The sequence below is a fragment of the Microbacterium gorillae genome (assembly GCF_000826185.2).
GTDB classification, from domain to species: Bacteria; Actinomycetota; Actinomycetes; order Actinomycetales; family Microbacteriaceae; genus Microbacterium; species Microbacterium gorillae.
Genome location: NZ_LN648873.1, coordinates 409,780 through 429,151, shown reverse-complemented (window position 1 = coordinate 429,151; position 19,372 = coordinate 409,780). Strand labels below are relative to the sequence as shown.

Below are 19,372 nucleotides of genomic sequence, written 5' to 3'. Positions count from 1 at the left end.
TTCTCAGTCTATCGTCAGGATCGACCGGCAGTGGGATCCTCGCCGCGGGACAGGTCATCCCACGAGTCGACCGCGTCGAGGGGGCCGTCGTGATGCTCGCGCACGGCGGCGGTGCGGTACTTGCGTCCGGAGGCCGTCCACCGATGCGCGGTGGCGAGGACGAAGACTCCGGCCACGATCAGCAGCGCCCAGGCCACCAGGCTCACATACGCCCAGGCGGTGGGCGTCACGCTCGCCACCAGCGCGACGATCGCGTCGTTTCCGGCGATCCCGGTGCGATCGGTGACCGCGGACGCGTACGCGGAGACCGGCACGGCGATCAGCAGCCCCACGGTCAGCACGGTCAGCCAGACGCCGATCGCGACCGCGAGCACCGCGAAGACATAGCGCGGGATGCGCCCCACGATCGACAGCGCCGCGCCGAGAGCGAGGGCGGCGAGGCTGAGCGGCACGAGCACGGGGATCGCGGCCGCACCCAGAACCGTCAGCGCGTCCCCTCCCCCGTCGCGCAGGAGGACGGAAAGCCACGATTGCGTGGACGCGAGGACACCGATCGCCCCGGCCAGCAGCAGGGCGACGACCGACAGCGACCGGGCGCGGCGGATCACTCGGAGGCCTCCGCGAGCGGAAGCGCGCGTCCGTCGAAGCACGTGCGCGTTCCGGTGTGGCACGCGGCACCCGTCTGGTCGACCTGCATGAGCAACGTGTCGCCGTCACAGTCGTAGGACACCGCGTGCACCGCCTGGGTGTGGCCGGAGGTGTCGCCCTTGCGCCAGTACTCGCCCCGCGAGCGGGACCAGTAGGTGGCGCGCCGCTCTGACAGCGTCCGTCGCAGCGCTTCCTCGTCCATCCAGGCCAGCATCAGCACCTCGCCGGTGTCGTACTGCTGCACGATGACCGGCACGAGTCCGTCCGCGCTGTAGCGGACCTCGGGAAACAGCGATGCCGTCATCGGACCGTGATCCCGTCCGCGCGCAGCGCGTCCTTGACCTCGCCAATGGTCATCTGACCGGTGTGGAACACGCTCGCGGCGAGCACCGCGTCCGCGCCGGCGTGCACGGCCGGCGCGAAGTGCTCGAGCGCTCCCGCTCCCCCGGACGCGATCACGGGCACCGCGGCGACCTCGCGCATCAGCGAAACCAGGTCCAGGTCGAAACCGGCGCGCGTGCCGTCCGCGTCGATGGAGTTCACCAGCAGCTCGCCGGCACCGCGCTCGATCGCCTCGCGGGCCCACACCAGGGCGTCCAGCGCCGTCTCGGTGCGGCCGCCGTGCGTGGTCACCACGAACCCGGACGGCGTTGTGGTCGCACGTTTCACGTCCAGCGACAGCACGATCACCTGGTTGCCGAACCGGTCGGCGATGTCGTCGATCAACTCCGGGCGGGCGATCGCGGCCGAGTTGACCCCGATCTTGTCCGCGCCGACGGCCAAGAGCTTCGCCACGTCCTCGGCCGAGCGGACGCCACCACCGACGGTGAGGGGAATGAAGACCTGCTCCGCGGTCCGGCGAACGACCTCGTACGTCGTGGCGCGTTCCTCGGTCGTGGCGGTGACATCGAGGAACGTCAGCTCATCGGCGCCCTGCTCGAAATAGCGCTGCGCGAGCTCGACGGGATCGCCCATCTCGGCGAGGTTCTGGAAGTTCACACCCTTGACGACCTTGCCGTCGGCGACGTCCAGGCACGGGATGACACGGGTGGCGACGGTCATCAGAGTCGGGCCGCCGCGATCGCGCTCACGAGGATGGCGCGAGCGCCGATCGCGTAGAGCTTGTCCATGACCTTGTTCATGCCCTTGCGCGGGATCATCACGCGCACGGCCACCCAGGACGGGTCCTGCAGCGGAGAGATCGTCGCGGACTCACGGCCCGGGGCGATCGCGACGGCCTGCTCCACGAGATCGGCGGGCAGGTCGTAGTCGATCAGCACGTACCGACGGGCGACCATGACACCGCGCAGGCGCCGCAGGAGCGTGTCGATCGCCGGGTGTCCGTCCGGCGAGGAGATGAGCACGGCTTCGGATTTCAGCACGGCCGGACCGAAGACGTCCAAGCCCGCCTGGCGCAGAGTGGTGCCGGTCTCGACGACGTCGGCGATCGCGTCCGCGACCCCGAGCTCGACCGCCGATTCCACAGCGCCGTCGAGCTGGACGATCTCGACGGTCAGGCCCTCCTTCTCGAGGTACGAGCGGACGAGGCCCGGGAACGCGGTCGCGACGCGGTGGCCGTTCAACTCGGCGACTTCGGTGAAGGTTCCGGGACGCGCGGCGAAGCGCAGCGTGGACGCGCCGAAGCCGAGCTTCTCGATCTCCTGCGCGGGGCTGTGCGAGTCCAGCAGCAGGTCTCGGCCGGTGATGCCGGCATCCAGAGCGCCGGAGCCGACATAGGTGGCGATGTCACGCGGGCGGAGGAAGAAGAACTCGACGTCGTTCTCCGGGTCGATCAGGTGCAGGCTCTTGGCGTCTCGTCGGCCGGCGTATCCGGCTTCGAGCAGCATGGCGGCGGCGGTTTCGGACAGTGCGCCCTTGTTGGGCACGGCGATGCGGAGCATTTTTCGCTTTCGGGGTGAAGGTCAGAGGTGGCGGTACACGTCCGCGAGCGAGATGCCGCGCGCGATCATGAGCACCTGAGCGTGGTAGAGCAGCTGGGAGATCTCCAGCGCGGTGTCCTCGTCGGTCTCGTACTCCGCGGCCATCCAGGCCTCGGCGGCTTCTTCGACGATCTTCTTACCGATCGTATGGACGCCGCCGTCGAGCAGCTCCACCGTGCGGGAGCCGGGGGTCTTCGCCTCGGCTTTCGCGGTCAGCTCGTCGAAGAGGTCCTCGAATGTCTTCACTCGTCCAGGTTACCGGCCCTCAGGAGTGCGAATGACCGGCGGCCGCCGTGCGCAGGCCGGCGATGGCGGCGTCCGGGTCAGCGGCCCCGAACACCGCGGACCCGGCGACGAACGTGTCCGCTCCGGCCGCCGCGGCCTGCTCGATCGTATCGGCGGAGATTCCACCGTCCACCTGCAGCCAGACCGCCGATCCGCGCCGACGAGCCTCGGCGGCGAGGCCGGAAAGCTTCGGCATCATGTCCGGCATGAAGGACTGCCCGCCGAAGCCGGGTTCGACCGTCATCACGAGGATCTGGTCGAACTCGTCCATCACCTCGTACAGCAGCCCCGCCGGCGTGCCCGGCTTCACGGCGACGCCGGCGCGCGCGCCGATCTGCCGCAGGCGCCGCGCCAGTGCCACCGGCTCATCGGTCGCCTCCAGGTGGAACGTCACGCTCGCCGCGCCGAGTTCGGCGTAGCCGGGCGCCCAGCGGTCGGCGTCCGTGATCATCAAGTGGACATCCAGCGGCACCGGGCTCGTCGCCTGGATGCGCTCCACCATCTGCGGTCCGAACGTCAGGTTCGGCACGAAGTGGTTGTCCATCACGTCGACGTGCACGAAATCCGCTCCCGCGATGCGGTCGAGGTCCGCCTGCATGTTGACGAAGTCGGCGGACAGGATGCTCGGGTTGATGCGCACGTCACTCACGCCCCCATCCTGTCAGCACTCCCGCGAGACACCCAAGCACGTCCGAGACACCCCGCATTGCGCGAGGTTTCGGACGTGCCTGGGTGTCTCGCGGATCAGGACGTGCGGCGCAGGAGGGACAGGAACATCGCGTCCGTGTTGTGGCGGTGGGGCCAGAGCTGGGCGTGGCCGGAGCCGTCCTCGGGAGCCGGCAGGTCCAGCTCCGTCCGGGCGACCGACTGGATCGCCGCACGGGCGTCCAGCTCCTCGACCTTGCCGTCCCACTGCCGGAGGACGTCGGCCACGACGCCGGTCGTCTCGGCCAGGTGCGGCGAACACGTGACGTACGCGACGACACCGCCGGGCTTGACCGCGCGCAGAGCGGCGTCGACGAGCCCGGTCTGCACGGGGACGAGGTCACCGACGTCAGCGGGCTGCTTGCGCCAGCGCGCCTCCGGACGACGGCGCAGCGCGCCCAGGCCGGTGCACGGGGCGTCCACGAGGATGCGGTCGTAGGCGCCCGGATGCTCGTCGGCGTAGTCCCGGCCGTCCTCGGTGTGCACGAGGACCTCTCCCGGCACCGGCTCCACGGCCTGCCGGACGAGGTTCGCGCGGGCCGGCGTGATCTCGTTCGCCTCCAGGGTCGCGCCCACCTCGCGGGCGCGGGCGGCGAGCAGAGCCGTCTTGCCACCGGGACCGGCGCACAGGTCCAGCCACCGCTCCCCGGACCGGGCCTCACCCACGCCCGCCAGGGCCAGGGCGACCAGTTGCGAGCCCTCGTCCTGCACCCGCAGCGTGCCCTTCGAGCGCCGGACCAGCGGGTCGGGCGCTCCCCCGGCCAGGCGGAAGCCGTCCGGCGAGTACGGCGTGCGTTGGGCGTCCTCCGGAACCTCGGCGAGACCGGGCAGGGCGATCATCGTCACCTGCGGGGCCGCGTTGTCGGCTTCCAGCAGGTCCTCGAGCTCGTCGGCGCGGCCTTCCGCCTTCAGCGCGCGGCGCAGGGCCCGGAGAATCCAGACCGGGTGCGCACTCGTGACGGCGAGGCGTTCGTCGTCGCTGCGCGCGTCCTGCTCCAGCCGCGCGATCCACTCGTCCGCGGAACGCTCCGTGATGCGGCGCATGACGGCGTTCGCGAAGCCGCCGACCTTCTGTCCGCCGGCTCCACGAGCGAGATTGACGGTCTCGTTCACGGCGGCGTGCGCGGCCACGCGGGTGGCGAGCACCTGGTGTGCGCCGAGGCGCAGCGCGTCCAGGACCTCCGGCTTGATCCGCGACGTCGGTCGGTCGGCGGCGATCTCGATCACCGCGTCGTACAGGCCGAGCCGGCGCAGCGTGCCGTACGTCAGCTCGGTCGCGAGACCGGCGTCGGCGCCGGAGAGCCCGGCTCGGGTGATGGCCGTCGGCAGCAGCAGGTTCGCATACGCATCGGAGGACGTGACCGCGCGGATCACGTCATACGCGACGGCGCGGGCAGGAGAGACGGCGGTCACGCGGTGACCTCCAGATCATCGACGCGGAGTCCGCGCCACCAGTCGCCGGCCACCATGGCCGGTTTGCCGGCGGGCTGTACGCGCACGAGGTCCAGCGGCGTCGTCGCGGTACCGAGCAGCACGCGCTTGCCGACCATCGCGATATGCCCGGCCGGGAGGGGCTCGGCGTCCTCGGGACGGAGCACCTCGCGGAGTTTCAGGACCTCCTCGCCGACGTGGACGTAGGCCCCGGGCTCGGACGTGACGCCGCGATACCGGTTGAACAGCTCGTCCGCCGAGAGCGTGGGGTCCAGCGCGCCGTCCGCGAACGTGAGCTTCGCCGCGTACGAGGCCTCCCCCGTCTGCGGGGTGGGCTGCTCGCCCGCCTCGATCCGGGACACGATCTCGGGCATCCGGCCGCCGCCGATCCGCGCCAGCTCGGACAGCGCGATGTCGGCGGTGTCGTTCGGCATCGGCAGGAACGGGTGCTGCTCGTAGACGTCGCCCTCGTCCAGGCCCGCCACGAGCTGGAACACGGTCCAGCCGAGTGGAGCACCGGCGATCAGCGCCCGCTGCGCGGGGGCCGCGCCGCGCCAGGCCGGCAGCAGCGAGAAGTGCAGGTTGATCCACCCCGTACCGAGCCCGGTCAGCAGCGGCTCGCGGACGAGTCCGCCATACGCGACGATGACCCCGAGGTCGGCACCGGTGGCGAGGATCTCGCCCGTCGCGGCGTCGTCGAGCCGGGCGGTCTTCAAGGTCGGCAGGCCCAGCTCCACGGCGACCGCGGCCACCGGTGAGGGGGTGAGGACGCGCTTGCGCCCGAGCGGCGCGTCCGGACGGGTGACGACGAGCGCCACCTCGTGGTCCGAGTCGGCCAGGGCCCGCAGGGCGGGCACGGCGGCCTCCGGCGTTCCGGCGAAGACGATGCGCATGTCTCTCCTCACAACTGCGGGTCGGCGACGTCGAGTCGCACCCGCAGGGTCGTACGAGCGGCGCGTCCCTTGACGCGTCGCGACTTCAGGGCGGCCTGGACCACGGCCCCCCGCAGAGCACTGGAAACCCGCGTGCCCACACCGTAGTCGAAGCGGACCAGGGCGCGCGCGGACGGGACGTCCGGGTCATCGATCCGCACCGGACCGAGCACCGCTTCCGCGGGCAGGTCGGGCACGGCCTCTCGGACCGCGGCGACGGCACCGTCGACGCGGTCCGCGTCGCCGGTGATCACCGCCACCCGGACGGTCGGGGGCATCCGCAGCGGTGCCCGCTCGGCCAGCTCCGTGCGGGCGAACGCGGGTTGCGTCCACGTCGCGAGGGCGCGAGCGACCGCACCCGTCACCGCGACCAGATGGATGGGAGCTCCCCGTTTCGCCAGGGCGGCCGCATCGGACCACCAGCGCAGGCAGGACTCCGCGATGCGCAGGTCATCGGCCATCAGCATGCGGTCGCCGTCCAGCAGCAGCACCGCCGCGTAGCCGCCGGCCGCCACGGGTTCGGCCCCGCGCGTCGCGATCACGAGCGCGGGCTGGTCGGACACCTCGAGCACCGGATGGTCGCCGTCGGAGATGATCACCCGCGTGTCCGGGAACGCGCGCCCGAGCTCGTCGGCGGTGCGCTCGGACCCGGACGAGGCCAGCCGGAACTTCTCCGAGCCGCACGTCCCGCAGGTCCACGCGTGCGCGGTGCGGCCGCACCAGCGGCACACGGGCGTGACGCCGCGCGCACGAGCGAACAGCGGTCCGGAGCAGTGTGTGCAACGCGCCGGTCGGCGGCAGTCCGCGCACACCAGCACCGGCGCGTATCCCGGCCGGGACACCTGCACCAGGACGGGTCCGGTGGCGAGGGCCTCGCGCGCGGCGCGGAACGCGGCGGACGGCACGCGGGCGCCGGGTCGCTCGGTCTCGCTGGTCGAAGACAGCACGACGCGCGGGGTGTAGCGCCGAGCGGCCACCACCTCTCGGACGTAGCCGATCGAGACGAGCCGCTCGGCGTCAGCGGAGCGGGTGTGTCCGGCCAGCAGCAGTGCTCCCCCGGTCAGCTCCTGACGCACGAGGGCGGCATCCCGCGCGTGCACGTAGGGCGCGAGGGGTTCGTCCAGCAGCGGATCTCCGTCGTTCCAGATCGCGACGAGTCCGGCGCGCACCGGCGCGTAGACGGCTGAACGGTTGCCGAGCACGATGCACGGCGCGTCTTCCAGCGTGCGCAGGAAGGCGCGATAGCGCGCGGGCCCGGTCTGGCGGGCGTCCACCCGCGCGACCGCGTCCTCCGGCACGACCTCGCGCAGTGCGGTCGCCAGCGCGTCCTGATCACGATGGTCCGGGACCACCAGCACGACGCTGCGACCGGAGGCCAGCACCGTCGCGGCGGCCGCCGCCAGCAGGCGCGCCCAGGCACCGACGGTCGACCCGTCCGCGGTGACCTCCGGATGAGCCGGGGCGTCGATCAGGATGCGCTCATCGGCGAGCAGCGCGTCGGCGAGCCCCGGGAACTCCGCCAGCCTGTCCAGCGCCGCGGTGCGGGCGTCGTCCGTCACCACCGGTGCGGGCACCTCATCACCCGCCAACCAGGCCTTCTCGACGCGCACCTGCCGTTTCGGGATCACGAGGCGCAGGATGTCGCACGCCGAGCCGGCTGCGCGGTCCGCGACCTTGCGCGCCAACGTGTACGTCGCCGGCGTGAGGACGACGGCGTCGGACGGGATCTCCTCCAGGTCCGACAGCGCGCGTTCGGTGGACTCCTCGTCATCGACCTCGACGATGAACCCGTCCACGACGCGGCCGAGGGTGCGCAGCGGCACCTTGACCCGGACGCCCGGAACGGCGCGCTCGACGAACTCCGCCGGCACGGCGTAGTCGAAGAGCCGATCGAGCTGCGGCAGCGGCGAATCGATCAGCACGCGAGCGATCCGTCGTGTCATCGTGTCGGCCGGATCAGAGCCCCGCGGCACGGCGGAGGGCGTCGACGCGGTCGGTGCGCTCCCAGGTGAAATCGGGCAGATCGCGGCCGAAGTGGCCGTACGCGGCCGTCTGCCGGTAGATCGGCCGGAGCAGGTCCAACTCCTCGATGATCGCGGCCGGACGCAGATCGAAGACGCTCGTGATGGCCTTCGTGATGACCTCGTCGGAAACATGCCCGGTGCCGAACGACTCGACGTACAGCCCGACCGGCGCGGCCTTGCCGATCGCGTAGGCGACCTGGACCTCCAGGCGGTCCGCGAGCCCCGCAGCGACGGCGTTCTTGGCGACCCAGCGCATCGCGTACGCGGCGGAGCGATCGACCTTCGACGGGTCCTTACCGCTGAACGCGCCCCCACCGTGGCGTGCCGCACCGCCGTAGGTGTCGACGATGATCTTGCGGCCGGTGAGCCCGGCGTCGCCCTTCGGTCCGCCGATCACGAACGGACCGGCCGGGTTGAAGTACAGCTCGTACCCGTCGATGTCCAGGCCCGAGTCCCCCAGCACGGGGTCGATCACGAACTGCTTGACCAGGTCCCGCAGCTCGTCCTGAGCGATATCCGGGCTGTGCTGCGTCGACAGCACGACCGCCTCGACGGTCTTGGGGGTGAAGCCGTCGTAGCCGAGCGTGACCTGCGTCTTGCCGTCCGGTCGGAGCTCCGGGATGAGTCCGTCGTGTCGGACGGCGGCCAGACGCTCGGCCATGCGGTGCGAGATCCAGCTCGCCGCCGGCATGAGCTGCGGGGTCTCGTTCGTCGCGAACCCGAACATGATGCCCTGGTCGCCCGCGCCGAGCTCGTCGCGGGCGTCGCCGGAACCCGTGCGCGCCTCGAGCGCGTGCGTGACGCCGGCATGGATGTCACTGGACTGCTCGCCGACCGACACCGTGACACCGCACGAGTCGCCGTCGAAGCCGGTCTCGGAGGACGTATAGCCGATGCCGTTGATGACGCCTCGGGCGAGGCCCGAGATGTCCGAGTAGGCGTCGGTGCGAACCTCGCCGGCCACGTGCACGAGTCCGGTGGTGACCAGGGTCTCCACCGCGACCTTCGCGTCCCGGTCCTGCGAGATCAGGTCATCGAGGATGGCGTCCGAGATCTGATCGCAGATCTTGTCCGGGTGGCCCTCGGTGACGGATTCGGAAGTGAACAGTCGCAGATCGGTCATCGTCTCTCTCCGTGCGGGGAATGTGCTGAGGGAACGAGGATGCCCGCCGCCTCGGACATTCCCGGGGCGGCGGGCATCAGCGGGGATCACTCAGCCGCGCGCAGGCGCAGCTTGTCCTCGTTGATCTCGTGCATCGCGATCGTGAGCGGCTTGTCCTCGACGGACGAGTCGACCAGCGGCCCGACGTTGTCGAAGAGGTTGCCCTCCTGCAGATCCGAGTAGTAGTCGTTGATCTGACGCGCCCGCTTGGATGCGTAGATGACGAGCTGGTACTTGGAGTCGACCTTCTCGAGCAGGTTGTCGATGGGCGGGTCGATGATGCCCTGGTTGGATCCGGCCATGGCGAAGCCTCCTGGATTCGGCGGATGAGCGCTGGCGAACACGCGCGCGGGTGGACTCAGCGCGCGGACGCCTCGGACAATTGTACGACCTCGGCCGCCGCGGTGGCGACATCGGCGTTCACGACACGGTGATCGAACTCGCCCTGAGCGGCCAATTCGCGCCGCGCGGTCTTCAGGCGACGGCTGCGTTCCGCCTCATCCTCGGTCCCGCGACCGACCAGGCGGTCGACGAGCTCGTCCCAGGTCGGCGGCAGCAGGAAGATCAGCGTGGCGGACGGCTCGGCGGCGCGCACCTGGCGTGCGCCCTGCAGGTCGATCTCGAGCAGCACCGTCTTGCCGGCCGCGAGGGCCTCCTCGATCGGTCGGCGCGGCGTGCCGTACCGGTGCGAGTTGTGCACCGTGGCGTACTCCAGCAGCTCGCCGTCGGCGATCATCCGGTCGAATTCCGCATCGTCCACGAAGTAGTAGTGCACACCCTCCTGCTCACCCGGCCGCGGCGCGCGCGTCGTCGCTGAGACGGACAGGTGGATCTCCGGGTGGGTCTCCCGGATCTTCGCAGCGACGGTGCCCTTGCCCACCGCGGTGGGGCCGGCGAGCACCAGGAGTCGGCTGCGTCCGTCCCGCGCAACGGGCTCGGGGAGCCGGCCGTTCAGCCACGTCATCAGGTCGCGACGCTGACGCGCCCCGAGTCCGCCGAGACGCTTGACCGGCGAGATCTCCAGATCCGCCAGAATCCGATCGCGCTTGCCCTCACCGATGGCCGGAATCGCGGTCAGGAACTCCGTCACGCGCATCGTGCCGGCCGAGCTGGTGGCATCGGCGAACGCACGACGAACCACCTCCTGCGGCGAAGCCACGCGCATGGTGATGTCCCGTTTCAGCGCGGCTCGGGAGCGCCGAGCCGCCACCGCCTTCCGCGACGCCGCGATCCGATCAACCTCGGGGGGACGCTGTCCTTCAGCCACGAGCAACCTCCAGTTCTTCGATGCGCGTGCGGATCGCAGCGGCGATCCCGTCCGGTCCGGCACGCAGGATCCCGCGGCTCTCCGCCGCGATGACGGTCGGCGCGAGTGCGCCGAAGATGTCCCCCACGTCCTCCGGCCGCGCACCCTGCGCCCCGAAGCCCGGCGCCAGAATCGGCGCCGGGGGTGTCATGGCGTCCGCGATCCCGCGTGCGGCGAGATCGACGGTGGCACCCATGACGAAGCCCATACTCCCCCACGCGCCCCCCGGCGTGTGGGCGGCGTTGAACGCGGACACCTCCGCGATCACCTCCGCGGAGACGGACCGACCGGAGGCCGCGCGCGCGTTCTGCAGCGCCACCGCCTCCGGGTTGCTGGTGGCGGCGAGGACGAACAGGCCCTTGCCGTGCTGCTGTGCGGTCTCGAACGCGGGCGCGAGCGCACCGACGCCGAGGTACGGGTTCACGGTGAGCGCGTCAGACTCCAGCGGAGCGCCCGGCTCCAGCCACGCCTGGGCGTACCCGGTCGTGGTCGTGCCGATGTCGCCGCGCTTGGCGTCCGCGATCACGACGAGACCCGCGTCCCGCGCCGCCCGGATGACGTCCTCGAGGGCGGCGAAGCCCGTCGCGCCGAAGCGCTCGAAGAACGACACCTGCGGCTTGACGATCCCGGCCCGATCCGCCGTCGCCTCCACGACGCGGAGTCCGAACTCGCGGACGCCGGCCGCCGACTGCTCCAGCCCCCAGGACTCCAGCAGCTCGGCGTGCGGGTCGATGCCGACGCACAACCGGCCCCGCTCCGCGATCATGTCGCGGACGCGGGTGCCGAAGGTGCGGTCGGTCATGAGGCGACCCGGTCGTTCTGGTACTCCTGCAGGCTCTTGACCTGGAAAGGATCCCCCATGGCGTCCAGAGCCGACACGGCGGCACCGAGGACGGCCATCGTGGTGAACAGCGCCTTGTCGGCGGCCACCGCGGCAGCGCGGATCTCGTACCCGTCCGCACGGGCGGAGATGCCGCTCGGCGTGTTCACGACGATGTCGATCTCGCCGTCGTTGATCAGGTCGACGATGTTGCGCTCGCCGGTGCCGCTGGTGGCGCTGTACTTCTGCACGACCTCGACGCGAATGCCGTTGCGGGCGAGCACCTCGGCGGTGCCCTCCGTGGCGACCAGGCGGTAGCCCAGCTGCTGCAGGCGGTGCGCGGGCAGCAGCACGGCGCGCTTGTCCGAGTCCGCGACGGACAGGAACACGGTGCCCTCGCGCGGGATGCCGCCGTAGGCGCCGGTCTGGCTCTTCGCGAACGCGGTCGGGAAGTCGCGGTCGATGCCCATGACCTCACCGGTGGAGCGCATCTCCGGGCCGAGCACGGAGTCGACCGTCTCGCCCTCCGCGGTGCGGAAGCGCTTGAAGGGCAGCACGGCCTCCTTGACGGCGACCGGCGCGTCCAGCGGGACCCGCGAGCCGTCCTGGGCGGGCAGCAGGCCCTCCTCGATCAGCTCGGCGATCGTCGAGCCGGCCATGATCCGGCTGGCCGCCTTCGCGAGCGGGATGCCCAGGGCCTTGGACACGAACGGCACCGTGCGACTGGCCCGCGGGTTCGCCTCGATCACGTAGAGCACGTCGGCGGAGATCGCGAACTGCACGTTCAGCAGACCCCGGACGCCGACACCCTTCGCGATCCCCAGCGTCGCGGCCCGGACGCGGTCGATCTCGGTACGGCCGAGCGACATCGGTGGGAGCGTGCAGCTCGAGTCACCGGAGTGGATGCCGGCCTCCTCGAGGTGCTCCATGACGCCGCCGATGTACAGCTGCTCGCCGTCGTAGAGCGCGTCCACGTCCAGCTCGATCGCATCATCGAGGAACCGGTCCACGAGCAGCGGACGACCCTCACCGATGATCGCCTGACCGTCCATGCGGACGAAGTAATCGCGCAGGCTCGCGGTGTCGTAGACGATCTCCATGCCGCGGCCGCCCAGCACGAAGCTCGGGCGGACGAGCACCGGGTAACCGATCTCCTCGGCGACCTTGACGGCGCCATCGACGTCCACCGCCGTGCCGTGGCGCGGGGCGACGAGACCGGCGGCGTCGAGGATGTCGCTGAACAGGCCGCGCTCCTCGGCGGCGTCGATGGCCTCCGGCTTGGTGCCGAGGATCGTGTACCCGGCGTCCTGGATGCCCTGCGCGAGACCGAGCGGGGTCTGTCCGCCGAGCTGGCAGACGACGCCGAGGATGGTGCCGGACTGCGCCTCGGCGTGCAGGATCTCCAGCACGTCCTCCAGCGTGAGCGGCTCGAAGTAGAGCCGGTCGGAGGTGTCGTAGTCGGTCGAGACCGTCTCCGGGTTGCAGTTGATCATGATCGTCTCGTAGCCGGCCTCGGCGAGGGCGAACGAGGCGTGCACGCAGGAGTAGTCGAACTCGATGCCCTGACCGATGCGGTTCGGTCCGGACCCGATGATGACGACCTTCGTGCGCTCGGACGGAGCGACCTCGGTCTCGGAGTCGTAGGACGAGTAGTGGTACGGCGTCAGCGCCGGGAACTCGCCGGCGCAGGTGTCCACCGTCTTGTACACCGGACGCAGGCCGAGGCCGTGACGCACGCCGCGGACCTCCTCCTCGCTGTCGCCACGCAGCTGCGCGATCTGGGCGTCACTGAAGCCGTGGTCCTTGGCGAGGCGGAGCGTGGCCTCGTCCAGTTCGGCGGCGGTGCGCACGAACTCGGCGACCTCATTGATCAGGATGATCTGGTCCAGGAACCACGGGTCGATCTTCGTGGCCTCGAACGCCTGCTCGGCGGTCGCGCCCTTGCGCAGGGCCTGCTGCAGGACCACGATGCGACCGTCGGTCGGCACCGTGGAGATCTCCAGCAGCTCCTCCACGGAGCGGTGCTCCGGACCCCAGTGGAACGCCGAACCGCGCTTCTCCAGCGAACGCAGCGACTTCTGCAGAGCGGTGGTGAAGTTGCGGCCGATGGCCATCGCCTCGCCGACCGACTTCATGGTGGTGGTGAGGGTCGCGTCGGCGGCCGGGAACTTCTCGAACGCGAAGCGCGGGGCCTTCACGACGATGTAGTCCAGCGTCGGCTCGAAGCTCGCCGGGGTGACTCGCGTGATGTCGTTCGGGATCTCGTCCAGGCGGTAGCCGATGGCGAGCTTCGCGGCGATCTTCGCGATCGGGAAGCCGGTGGCCTTCGACGCGAGGGCCGACGAGCGCGAGACGCGCGGGTTCATCTCGATGACGATGATGCGACCGTTGTCCGGATTCACCGCGAACTGGATGTTGCAGCCACCGGTGTCCACGCCCACGGCGCGGATGATGTCGATGCCGATGTCGCGAAGCTTCTGGTACTCGCGGTCGGTCAGGGTCAGCGCGGGTGCGACCGTGATGGAGTCACCGGTGTGCACGCCGACCGGGTCGACGTTCTCGATGGAGCAGACGACCACCGTGTTGTCGGCGGTGTCGCGCATGAGCTCGAGCTCGTACTCCTTCCAGCCGAGGATGGACTCCTCCAGGAGCACCTCGTCGGTCGGCGAGTCGTGCAGTCCGGCGCCACCGATGCGACGCAGGTCGGTCTCGTTGTAGGCGAAGCCGGAACCGAGTCCCCCCATCGTGAAGGAGGGCCGGACCACGAGCGGGTAGCCGAGCTTCTCGGCACCGGCGAGCAGATCGTCCATCGAGTGGCAGATCACGGACGCGGCGACCTCGGCGCCGGCCTCGATGACCAGCTCCTTGAAGATCTGGCGGTCCTCGCCCTTCTCGATCGCATCGACCTTCGCACCGATGAGCTCGACGCCGTACTTGTCCAGGATGCCGAGCTTGTCCAGCGCCATGGCGGCGTTCAGCGCGGTCTGGCCACCCAGGGTCGGCAGGATCGCGTCCGGCTTCTCCTTGGCGATGATCGTCTCGATGACTTCGGGCGTGATCGGCTCGATGTAGGTCGCGTCGGCGAAGTCCGGGTCGGTCATGATCGTGGCCGGGTTGGAGTTGACCAGGATCACGCGGACGCCCTCGCTGCGCAGCACGCGGCAGGCCTGAGTTCCGGAGTAGTCGAACTCGGCCGCCTGGCCGATGACGATGGGTCCCGATCCGATGACCAGGACGGAGTTGATGTCCTCGCGCTTCGGCATTACTTGCTGTCCTTCTTGTCGTTCAGGTGCGCGATGACCAGGTCGCGGAAGCGGTCGAAGAGGTAGTTGGCGTCGTGCGGTCCGGCCGCCGCCTCCGGGTGGTACTGCACCGAGAAGGCGGGGATGTCGAGTGCCCGCAATCCCTCGACGACCTGGTCATTGAGGCCGATGTGGCTGACCTCGACCTGACCGTAGCCGTTCGGGCTCGCGAACGGGCCGTCCAGCGGAGCCTCCACGGCGAATCCGTGGTTGTGCGCGGTGATCTCCACGCGTCCGGTGGTGCGGTCCAGCACGGGCTGGTTGATGCCGCGGTGGCCGAAGCCGAGCTTGTAGGTGCCGAGGCCGAGGGCACGGCCGAACAGCTGGTTGCCGAAGCAGATGCCGAAGTACGGCAGGCCCGCATCCAGCACCTCGCGGAGCACGGCGACGGCGGCGTCCGACGCGGACGGGTCACCGGGGCCGTTCGAGTAGAACACCGCGACCGGCTCGATGGCTGCGATCTCGGCGAACGTGGACGCCTGCGGCAGCACGTGCACCTCGAAGCCGCGGGCGGCGAGGTTCTCCAGCGTCGCGCGCTTGACGCCGAGGTCGAGGACGGCGAGGTTGCCGATCTTCTCCGCCGTGGCCTCGATCACTTCGGGGCTGGAGACGGACACCTCGGCGGACAGGTTCTGTCCGGCCATCTGCGGTGCCTCGCGGACCAGACGAGCCTGCTCGTCCGGGTCGATCGCCGCGGCGTCGCCGGAGAAGACGCCGCCGCGCATCGAACCGACGTCGCGGATGCGTCGGGTGACGGCGCGGGTGTCGATGCCGCTGATACCGACGATGCCGTCGCGCTCGAGGGCGGCGTCCAGGGACTCGTCCGCGCGCCAGTTCGACACCACGCGGGAGGGGTCGCGCACGATGTAGCCGGACACCCAGATACGACGGGACTCCGGGTCCTCGTCGTTCATGCCGGTGTTGCCGATGTGCGGTGCGGTCTGCAGCACGATCTGGCCGGCGTAGGACGGGTCGGTCAGCGTCTCCTGGTAGCCGGTCATGCCGGTGGCGAAGACGACCTCGCCGAGGGTGGTGCCACGGGCGCCATAGGCGGCACCCGGATAGCGGGAGCCGTCTTCGAGCACCAGGACGGCGGGTTCGGTGGGAAGCAGGGTCATGCGTCCGTTCCTGTGGTTGCGGTGGCCGGGATCAGGGTCTCGATCGCGGCGATGAGTTCGGTGGGAGAGGTCTGCTGCAGGCGCAGATAGCTGTCGACGATCGTGTCCGGCGCGATCCGCCAGGAGATGCGGACCAGCCCGTCGCGCTCGACCACGCGGTCGATGGCGACGGTGGCGCGGTCCACGCCGACGAGGGCGGCGGCCGGGATCGAGACGATCGGGCTGCCGGGCATGGTCAGGCGCACGCCGCCGTCCAGCACGTCGACGCCGACCTTGGCGCGGTACGCCATGCCCTTCACCGCAAGGCGCTCCAGCGGAGCGTCGTGCGCGGTGGTGGCGACGTAGAGCCCGTTCGCGATGGCGCGCGAGGCGCCCGCGATGGGAGCGGTCGGAGCGGTCAGGCCGGCGTCGCGCCGGATTCGTCGTCGCCAGCCCCAGAGCATCAGCACGAGGATGAGTGCGGCGACGCCGACCATCACGAGGACGGCGCCTTCCTTGGTCACGAGGTCATCTCCACGAGCTCTCCATCGGCCAGTGTCGGTCGTCCGCGGTGGATCGTCCAGCGCACCGAGCCCGGCAGCTCGCGCTGCAGGTACGGCGAGTTCACGCTCCGGCCGCGCAGGTCGTCCGTGGTGAACACGCCGCCCGCGCTCGGGTCGTACAGGGTGATCTCGGCGGGCTGGCCGGCGGCCAGGTCCGTGCCGTGACCGGCGAGGCCACCGATGCGGGCCGGCGTCTTGGACAGCACGCGGGCGACGTCGGTCCACTCCAGCAGGCCGGTTTCGACCATCGCGGTGTGGACGACGCGCAGCGCGCTCTCCAGGCCCACCATGCCGTTGGCGGCGGCGGCCCACTCGCAGGACTTCGCCTCGTCCGGGTGCGGTGCGTGGTCGGTGGCGACGATGTCGATCGTGCCGTCGGCGAGGCCCTCGCGGACCGCCTGCACGTCCTCCTCGCGGCGCAGCGGCGGGTTGACCTTGAAGCGCGGGTCGTAGCCGCGGATGAGGTCCTCGGTCAGCAGCAGGTGGTGCGGGGTGACTTCGGCGGTGACGTTGATGCCGCGCTTCTTGGCCCAGCGGATGATGTCCACCGAACCGGCGGTGCTGAGGTGGCAGACGTGCAGGCGCGAGCCGACGTGCTCGGCGAGGAGCACGTCGCGGGCGATGATCGACTCTTCGGCGACCGCGGGCCAGCCGGCGAGGCCGAGGTCCGCCGAGACCGCTCCCTCGTTCATCTGCGCGCCCTCGGTCAGACGCGGGTCCTGCGCGTGCTGGGCGATGACACCGCCGAAGGACTTCACGTACTCGAGGGCCCGGCGCATGATCAGCGGGTCGAAGACGCAGAAGCCGTCATCGCTGAAGACGCGGACGTTGGCGCGGGAGGCGGCCATGGCGCCGAGCTCGGCGAGCCGCTCCCCCTTCTGCCCGACGGTGACGGCCCCGATCGGCTGCACGGTGGCGTAACCGGCGGCCTCGCCCAGCGCGAGTTCCTGCTCGACGACGCCGGCGGTGTCGGCGACCGGCGAGGTGTTCGGCATGGCGAAGACGGCCGTGAAGCCGCCCGCGGCCGCGGCGCGTGTTCCGGTGAGGATCGTCTCGGACGCCTCGTAGCCGGGTTCGCGCAGGTGCGTGTGCAGGTCGACGAGGCCGGGCAGGGCGATCAGTCCGTCGGCGTCGATCGTGCGAGCGCCGGCGGCGGACAGTCCCGTGCCCACCTCAGTGATCGTCCCGTCCTGCACCAGGATGTCGGCGGAGTCGCCGCCTTCGATGCGGGCTCCGACGATGAGAAGAGCGTCGCTCATCGCTGCTCCTCTCTGTTGTCACCGGGTCGTTCGCCCGCGAGCAGCAGATACAGCGCGGCCATTCGGACGGCGACGCCGTTCGCGACCTGTTCGAGAACGGTCGAGCGGGCGGAGTCGGCTGCTGCGGCGGAGATTTCCAGGCCCCGGTTCATGGGTCCGGGGTGCATGACCATCGTACCCTCCGGCAGCGCCGCCAAACGCGCGGGGTCGAGGCCCCAGCGGCGCGAATACTCCCGTTCGTTCGGGAAATACGCGGCATTCATGCGCTCGGCCTGGATCCGGAGCATCATGAGGGCGTCGGGAGCGTCGGCGATCGCCGCGTCCAGGTCGTAGCCGATCGTCACCGGCCAGCCCGCGACGTTCTGCGGGATCAGGGTCGGTGGTGCGATGAGGGTGACCTCGGCGCCGAGGGTGTTCAGCAGCCAGACGTTGGAGCGGGCGACCCGGGAGTGCAGGACGTCGCCGACGATCGTGACGCGGAGTCCGGCGAGGTCGCGGCCGCGGCTGTCAGTGCCGAAGGTGCGCTTGCGGATCGTGAAGGCGTCCAGCAGGGCCTGCGTCGGGTGCTCGTGCGTGCCGTCGCCGGCGTTGACGACACCGGCGGAGATCCAGCCGCTCGTGGCCAGGGTGCGCGGTGCGCCGGACGCGCCGTGGCGGATGACGACGGCGTCGGCGCCCATCGCCTGCAGCGTCTGGGCGGTGTCCTGGAGGCTCTCCCCCTTGGACACGGACGACCCCTTGGCGGCGAAGTTGATCACGTCGGCGCTCAGGCGCTTGGCGGCGGCTTCAAACGAGATGCGGGTGCGGGTGGAGTCCTCGAAGAAGAGGTTGACGACGGTCTTGCCGCGCAGGGTCGGGAGCTTGCGGATCTCGCGGGACTGCGTGTCGACCATGTCCTCGGCGACGTCGAGGATGCGCAGGGCGTCCTCGCGGGAGAGGGTGGCGGTGTCGAGGAGGTGCCTCATGATTCGATCGTCACCTCTTCGGTGCCGTCGTTCTCGGTGAGGCGGACGTGGACGCGCTCGTCACGGGCGCTGGGGAGGTTCTTGCCGATGAAATCGGGGCGGATCGGCAGCTCGCGGTGTCCGCGGTCGACGAGGATCGCGAGGCGGACGGCGGCGGGGCGTCCGACGACCTGGAGGGCGTCGAGGGCGGCGCGGATCGAGCGTCCGGAGAAGAGGACGTCGTCGACGAGGACGACGGTCTTGCCGTCGACGCCGCCGGACGGGATCTCGGTCGGGCGCGGCGAGCGGGTCGGCTGGCTGGCCAGGTCGTCGCGGAACATCGTCACGTCGAGCGAGCCGACCGGGACCGTGGTGCCGGAGATCTCGGTGATGAGGGCGCCGATCCGGCGGGCGAGAGTGACGCCGCGGGTCGGGATGCCGAGGAGGACGAGTCCGTCAACGCCGCGATGCGACTCGATGATCTCGTGACTGATGCGGGTCAACGCCCGCGAGATGTCGGCTTCGTGGAGCACGGTTCGAGTGCCCATGTGCCGCTCCCTTCTCCGCCTCTCCGGACGGTGTTAAAGGTTGCTTCATATGCCGTCGTCCATCCTATCGCCGTGGCGGAGTGGACTCTGACCGGTGTCCGTCGGCCGGCTGGTCCCCCGTCGCTCGCCGTCCGGGATACGTCGCGTTCCAGCGAGCTGGCGTTCTCTTTGCTGATGACGGCACGGGTCATGCAGATGGTGCCGTTCGCGCATCGGCGCGCGGCCCCTGCGGTGGTCGCCTCGGGTGCGCCGGGGTCCTGCGTTCCACCGGCCGTCCGGCGCTGCCGGTTCCGGCGGGGTTGCGTTCTTGGCTTATGACCGTTGGGGACGACTCGGCTCGCGTCGCCGTCTCGCGTTCCGAAGGCACAGCCCCCGCTCCCGCTCCCCCGTTCCCCAGCCGGTCACC

General features: G+C 70.6%; 18 protein-coding genes and 1 pseudogene. All 19 read right to left on the bottom strand.

Annotated features, from left to right (window positions below; all coding sequences use genetic code 11):
- Positions 1–14: 14 nt before the first annotated feature.
- Positions 15–608, bottom strand: a complete 594-nt coding sequence (locus tag BN1193_RS05010; protein ID WP_040164413.1) for a Trp biosynthesis-associated membrane protein — start codon at positions 606–608, stop codon at positions 15–17.
- Positions 605–952 (bottom strand): phosphoribosyl-AMP cyclohydrolase, encoded by a 348-nt coding sequence (hisI, locus tag BN1193_RS05005; protein ID WP_040164412.1) that lies wholly within the window; start codon positions 950–952, stop codon positions 605–607. The genes BN1193_RS05010 and hisI overlap by 4 nt, the downstream gene beginning before the upstream one ends.
- Positions 949–1,710, bottom strand: a complete 762-nt coding sequence (gene hisF, locus BN1193_RS05000; protein WP_040164411.1) for an imidazole glycerol phosphate synthase subunit HisF — start codon at positions 1,708–1,710, stop codon at positions 949–951. Before hisF ends, hisI begins: the two co-directional genes overlap by 4 nt.
- Positions 1,710–2,549, bottom strand: coding sequence for an ATP phosphoribosyltransferase (gene hisG, locus BN1193_RS04995; protein WP_040164410.1), 840 nt, complete (start codon positions 2,547–2,549; stop codon positions 1,710–1,712). Before hisG ends, hisF begins: the two co-directional genes overlap by 1 nt.
- A 21-nt stretch (positions 2,550–2,570) precedes the next feature.
- Positions 2,571–2,834: a phosphoribosyl-ATP diphosphatase gene (locus BN1193_RS04990; RefSeq protein ID WP_040164409.1), complete on the bottom strand. Its 264-nt coding sequence runs from the start codon at positions 2,832–2,834 to the stop codon at positions 2,571–2,573.
- Positions 2,835–2,853: 19 nt separating this feature from the next.
- A complete protein-coding gene (gene rpe, locus BN1193_RS04985; protein WP_040164408.1) occupies positions 2,854–3,522 on the bottom strand; it encodes a ribulose-phosphate 3-epimerase in 669 nt (222 codons plus the stop codon).
- 95 nt (positions 3,523–3,617) lie between these two features.
- Complete coding sequence (locus BN1193_RS04980; RefSeq protein ID WP_040164407.1) at positions 3,618–4,991, bottom strand: RsmB/NOP family class I SAM-dependent RNA methyltransferase; 1,374 nt, start codon at positions 4,989–4,991, stop codon at positions 3,618–3,620.
- Positions 4,988–5,902: a methionyl-tRNA formyltransferase gene (locus tag BN1193_RS04975; RefSeq protein ID WP_040164406.1), complete on the bottom strand. Its 915-nt coding sequence runs from the start codon at positions 5,900–5,902 to the stop codon at positions 4,988–4,990. Before BN1193_RS04975 ends, BN1193_RS04980 begins: the two co-directional genes overlap by 4 nt.
- A gap of 8 nt (positions 5,903–5,910) precedes the next feature.
- A complete protein-coding gene (locus BN1193_RS04970; protein WP_040164716.1) occupies positions 5,911–7,884 on the bottom strand; it encodes a primosomal protein N' family DNA-binding protein in 1,974 nt (657 codons plus the stop codon).
- Positions 7,885–7,897: 13 nt separating this feature from the next.
- A complete protein-coding gene (gene metK, locus BN1193_RS04965) occupies positions 7,898–9,088 on the bottom strand; it encodes a methionine adenosyltransferase (protein ID WP_040164405.1) in 1,191 nt (396 codons plus the stop codon).
- 86 nt (positions 9,089–9,174) lie between these two features.
- Positions 9,175–9,429, bottom strand: a complete 255-nt coding sequence (rpoZ, locus tag BN1193_RS04960) for a DNA-directed RNA polymerase subunit omega (RefSeq protein ID WP_040164404.1) — start codon at positions 9,427–9,429, stop codon at positions 9,175–9,177.
- 56 nt (positions 9,430–9,485) lie between these two features.
- Positions 9,486–10,394 (bottom strand): guanylate kinase, encoded by a 909-nt coding sequence (gene gmk, locus BN1193_RS04955; protein WP_040164403.1) that lies wholly within the window; start codon positions 10,392–10,394, stop codon positions 9,486–9,488.
- Positions 10,387–11,235, bottom strand: coding sequence for an orotidine-5'-phosphate decarboxylase (gene pyrF, locus BN1193_RS04950; RefSeq protein WP_040164402.1), 849 nt, complete (start codon positions 11,233–11,235; stop codon positions 10,387–10,389). Before pyrF ends, gmk begins: the two co-directional genes overlap by 8 nt.
- A complete protein-coding gene (gene carB / locus BN1193_RS04945; RefSeq protein ID WP_040164401.1) occupies positions 11,232–14,516 on the bottom strand; it encodes a carbamoyl-phosphate synthase large subunit in 3,285 nt (1,094 codons plus the stop codon). The genes pyrF and carB overlap by 4 nt, the downstream gene beginning before the upstream one ends.
- Positions 14,516–15,673: a glutamine-hydrolyzing carbamoyl-phosphate synthase small subunit gene (gene carA, locus BN1193_RS04940; protein WP_040164400.1), complete on the bottom strand. Its 1,158-nt coding sequence runs from the start codon at positions 15,671–15,673 to the stop codon at positions 14,516–14,518. The genes carB and carA overlap by 1 nt, the downstream gene beginning before the upstream one ends.
- Positions 15,670–16,176, bottom strand: coding sequence for a PH-like domain-containing protein (locus tag BN1193_RS04935; RefSeq protein WP_040164399.1), 507 nt, complete (start codon positions 16,174–16,176; stop codon positions 15,670–15,672). Before BN1193_RS04935 ends, carA begins: the two co-directional genes overlap by 4 nt.
- Positions 16,173–17,474 carry a dihydroorotase gene (locus tag BN1193_RS04930; protein ID WP_040164398.1) on the bottom strand — a complete coding sequence of 434 codons (1,302 nt, stop codon included), beginning with the start codon at positions 17,472–17,474 and terminating at the stop codon, positions 16,173–16,175. Before BN1193_RS04930 ends, BN1193_RS04935 begins: the two co-directional genes overlap by 4 nt.
- On the bottom strand, positions 17,471–18,439 hold the full coding sequence (locus BN1193_RS04925; RefSeq protein ID WP_040164397.1) for an aspartate carbamoyltransferase catalytic subunit: 969 nt from the start codon (positions 18,437–18,439) through the stop codon (positions 17,471–17,473). Before BN1193_RS04925 ends, BN1193_RS04930 begins: the two co-directional genes overlap by 4 nt.
- Positions 18,436–18,969, bottom strand: a pseudogene (gene pyrR, locus BN1193_RS04920) (bifunctional pyr operon transcriptional regulator/uracil phosphoribosyltransferase PyrR); the annotation flags it as partial. The pseudogene pyrR and the gene BN1193_RS04925, both read right to left, overlap by 4 nt.
- Positions 18,970–19,372 lie beyond the last annotated feature (403 nt).